Below are 4,394 nucleotides of genomic sequence, written 5' to 3' on the forward strand. Positions count from 1 at the left end.
GTGCGGGACCCGGGGGGCCCGCCGCCGCGGGGGGCCCGGGGCGCGCCCGCGGCGGGTCCGGGTTGCGCGCGGGGGGCCCGACCGCCCCCCGGCCCCCCCCGCCCGTGACTACGCCTTGTGTAGGCGGAAGGTCAGCGACAGGGACTCGTCGGTGAACGGGGCACCGTAGGCGTCGTCGGCCTGGCCCTGGGCGAAGTCCGTGGCGAGGACCTCGTCGGCGATGAGGTCGGAGTGCTCGGACAGGGCCGCGATGACGGCCGGGTCGGTGGACGTCCAGCGCAGCGCGATCCGGTCGGCCACGTCGAGGCCACTGTTCTTGCGGGCCTCCTGGATCAGGCGGATCGCGTCACGGGCGAGGCCCGCCTGACGCAGCTCCTCGGTGATCTCCAGGTCGAGGGCGACCGTGGCGCCGGAGTCGGACGCCACCGACCAGCCCTCGCGCGGGGTTTCCGTGATGATGACCTCGTCCGGGGCCAGGGTGACCGTCTCACCGTCGACCAGCACCGCGGCCGTGCCCTCGCGCAGGGCGAGGGAGAGAGCCGCCGCGTCCGTCTCGGCGATCGCCTTCGCGACGGCCTGGACGCCCTTGCCGAAACGCTTGCCGAGCGCGCGGAAGTTGGCCTTGGCCGTGGTGTCGACCAGCGAGCCGCCCACCTCGGAGAGCGAGGCGAGGCCGCTGACGTTCAGCTCCTCCGTGATCTGCGCGTGCAGTTCGGGGTCGAGGGAGTCGAAACCGGTCGCTGCGATCAGCGCACGGGACAGCGGCTGGCGGGTCTTGACGCCCGACTCCGCGCGGGTGGCACGGCCGAGTTCGACGAGGCGGCGGACCAGCACCATCTGCCGCGACAGCGCGGGGTCGATGGCGGACAGGTCCGGCTCCGGCCACGACGACAGGTGTACGGACTCGGGGGCGTCCGGCGTGACCGGCGCGATCAGGTCCTGCCAGACCCGCTCGGTGATGAACGGCGTCAGCGGGGCCATCAGGCGCGTCACGGTCTCGACGACCTCGTGCAGGGTGCGCAGCGCGGCCTTGTCGCCCTGCCAGAAGCGGCGGCGCGAGCGGCGCACGTACCAGTTGGACAGGTCGTCGACGAACGCCGAGAGGAGCTTTCCGGCGCGCTGGGTGTCGTAGGCCTCCAGGGCCTGCGTGACCTGGTCGGTGAGGGCGTGCAGCTCGGAGAGGAGCCAGCGGTCGAGGACCGGGCGGTCGGCCGGCGCCGGGTCCGCCTCGCTGGGCGCCCAGCCGGAGGTGCGGGCGTACAGGGCCTGGAAGGCGACCGTGTTCCAGTAGGTCAGGAGGGTCTTGCGGACGACCTCCTGGATGGTGCCGTGGCCGACCCGGCGGGCCGCCCAGGGGGAGCCGCCGGCGGCCATGAACCAGCGCACCGCGTCCGCGCCGTGCTGGTCCATGAGCGGGATCGGCTGCAGGATGTTGCCCAGGTGCTTGGACATCTTGCGGCCGTCCTCGGCGAGGATGTGGCCCAGGCACACCACGTTCTCGTAGGACGACTGGTCGAAGACGAGCGTGCCGACCGCCATCATCGTGTAGAACCAGCCGCGCGTCTGGTCGATGGCCTCCGAGATGAACTGCGCCGGGTAGCGGCTCTCGAAGATCTCCTTGTTCTTGTACGGGTAGCCCCACTGCGCGAACGGCATCGAACCCGAGTCGTACCAGGCGTCGATGACCTCGGGGACGCGGGTCGCCGTCGCCTCGCACTGCGGGCAGGTGAAGGTGACGGCGTCGATGTACGGGCGGTGCGGGTCCAGCTCCGACTGGTCGGTGCCGGTCAGCTCGGTCAGCTCCGCGCGGGAGCCGACGCAGGTGAGGTGGTCGTTCTCGCAGCGCCACAGCGGGAGCGGGGTGCCCCAGTAGCGGCTGCGGGACAGCGCCCAGTCGATGTTGTTGTTCAGCCAGTCGCCGAAGCGGCCGTGCTTGACCGACTCCGGGAACCAGTTGGTCTTCTCGTTCTCCTGGAGGAGACGGTCCTTGACGGCGGTGGTGCGGATGTACCAGGACGGCTGCGCGTAGTAGAGGAGCGCGGTGTGACAGCGCCAGCAGTGGGGGTAGCTGTGCTCGTACGGGACGTGCTTGAAGAGCAGCCCGCGGCCCTGGAGGTCCTCGGTGAGCTTTTCGTCCGCCTTCTTGAAGAAGACGCCGCCGACGAGCGGGACGTCCTCCTGGAAGGTGCCGTTCGGGCGGACGGGGTTGACCACCGGCAGCCCGTACGCGCGGCAGACCTTGAGGTCGTCCTCACCGAAGGCGGGGGACTGGTGGACCAGGCCCGTACCGTCCTCGGTCGTCACGTACTCCGCGTTCACCACGTAGTGGGCGGGCTCCGGGAACTCGACCAGCTCGAACGGGCGCTGATACGTCCAGCGCTCCATCTCGGCACCGGTGAAGGTCTCACCGGTGGTCTCCCAGCCCTCGCCGAGCGCCTTCTCGACGAGCGGCTCGGCGACGACGAGCTTCTCCTCGCCGTTCGTGGCGACCACGTAGGTGACGGTGGGGTGCGCGGCGACCGCGGTGTTGGAGACCAGCGTCCACGGGGTCGTCGTCCACACCAGGAGCGCGGCCTCGCCGGCCAGCGGGCCGGAGGTGAGCGGGAAACGGACGTACACGGAGGGGTCGACGATCGTCTCGTAGCCCTGCGCCAGCTCGTGGTCCGACAGGCCCGTCTCGTCGCGGGGGCACCACGGGGCGACGCGGTAGTCCTGGACCAGCAGCCCCTTGTTGAAGATCTCCTTCAGCGACCACCACACGGACTCCACGTACTCGGGGTCCATCGTGCGGTAGGCGTCGTCCAGGTCGACCCAGTAGCCCATGCGGTTCGTCAGGTCGGTGAAGGCGTCGGTGTGACGGGTCACGGACTCGCGGCACCGGGCGTTGAACTCGGCGATGCCGTACGCCTCGATGTCCTGCTTGCCCGTGAAGCCGAGCTCCTTCTCCACGGCGAGCTCCACCGGCAGGCCGTGGCAGTCCCAGCCGGCCTTGCGGGCCACGTGGTAGCCGCGCATGGTGCGGAAGCGAGGGAAGACGTCCTTGAAGACGCGTGCCTCGATGTGGTGCGCTCCCGGCATGCCGTTCGCGGTGGGCGGGCCCTCGTAGAACACCCATTCGGGGCGTCCCTCGGACCGCTCCAGGCTCTTGGCGAAGATCTTCTGCTCGCGCCAGAAATCGAGCACGGCGTGCTCGAGGGCGGGCAGGTCGACCTGGGCGGGCACCTGGCGGTACGTCGGCGTTGTCATCAGCGAGCTTCCTCCGGCGGACTTTCTGCCTTCCGTCCGGAGGGACGAGAGCCTGTGCCGCTGCCCAGCAGCTGCTGCGGACGCCGTGTGCGGCGTGCTCCCGCGGTACCACCCTCCTTGGCCCTCCGGCACGTGCTGTGCGCCGGTGAGCCCCCTCATTGGGGTCGCGATGCCGGGTCTACCGGCCGCCGCCTGTCGGCCACGGCTTTCTTCCGGCGGCTCCGGGGTGATCTTCGCGTCGCGCTCGCCCCCGGGCTTCCACCGTCCCCGGGTCGCTCCTGGCCGCGTACGCCGCTACTCGTCCCCATCCACGCTTCTCGCTCCGGCCAGTGTACGGCGCCGCGCGCACGGCGGCCGACCGGTTTTCCGGAGTCCGCGGCCGGTGCGGGCCGGGCGTCCCGGTCCCGGGCGGCCTGACCCGAATGGGGCGGCACCGCGTTCCGTGTTCCCGGACGACGGGTCCGGCGGATTACCCGGCGGGGAGCTGGGCACAACGCATGCAGGCTCGTCAGGTGGGACCTGCGGGGCGGCCGGAAGGTGGGCGTGCCCCGTTGCCGCGGGCCGGAAGTCGATTTATCGTCCCAGAGCGATTTGCGCGCAAGATCACAATATGTGAAGGGGCCGCGGCCATGGTGGCGAAAAAGACCGCCGTACAGCAGTCGGCGTCCGGAAGATCCACGGGTCCGGCGGCCAAGGACGTGGGGGGCAAGAAGAGCGCACAGCGGGCACCGGCGGAGCACGGGGGCGGCACGGCACCGGTGAGCAGGGCCACCGGGGAAACGGGTGCCAGGAAGACCGTCGCCGAGAAGACGGCCACCAAGAGGACGGTGGCCGAGAAGTCCGTCCCGGAGGAACCGGGACCGGGACCGGGGGAGGCCGCCACCGCGAAGGGCGGCACTTCGAAGCGGGCCGCCGGGAGCGCGGCCGGGAAGCGTGCCGGTACGGCCAGGAAGGCCACCGGTACGGCCGGGAAGAGCACGGGTACGGCGAGGAAGAACGCGAGCAGGGCGAAGAAGACGGCCGCCTCCGCGGCCGAGGACGCGGCCCCGGCCGCGAAGACGACCGGAGCCCCCACCGTGGTTGCGAAAAAGTCCCCAGGCCCACCCCCCCCGCCCCGGCACCCCCCCCCCACTCGGACGCGAGCTACG

The 4,394-nt window shown here is 71.3% G+C and carries 1 protein-coding gene and 1 pseudogene; one reads left to right on the forward strand and one right to left on the reverse strand.

All coding sequences use genetic code 11. The features are described from left to right. Positions 1-108: 108 nt before the first annotated feature. Positions 109-3,246, reverse strand: a complete 3,138-nt coding sequence (gene ileS / locus ACFV2J_RS18580; protein WP_385084971.1) for an isoleucine--tRNA ligase — start codon at positions 3,244-3,246, stop codon at positions 109-111. Between the two features lie 629 nt (positions 3,247-3,875). Here ileS and ACFV2J_RS18585 point away from each other — a divergent pair. Then, a pseudogene (locus ACFV2J_RS18585) lies at positions 3,876-4,394 on the forward strand (hypothetical protein); the annotation flags it as partial.

Source organism: Streptomyces sp. NPDC059668 (assembly GCF_042734135.1).
Lineage (GTDB): Bacteria > Actinomycetota > Actinomycetes > Streptomycetales > Streptomycetaceae > Streptomyces.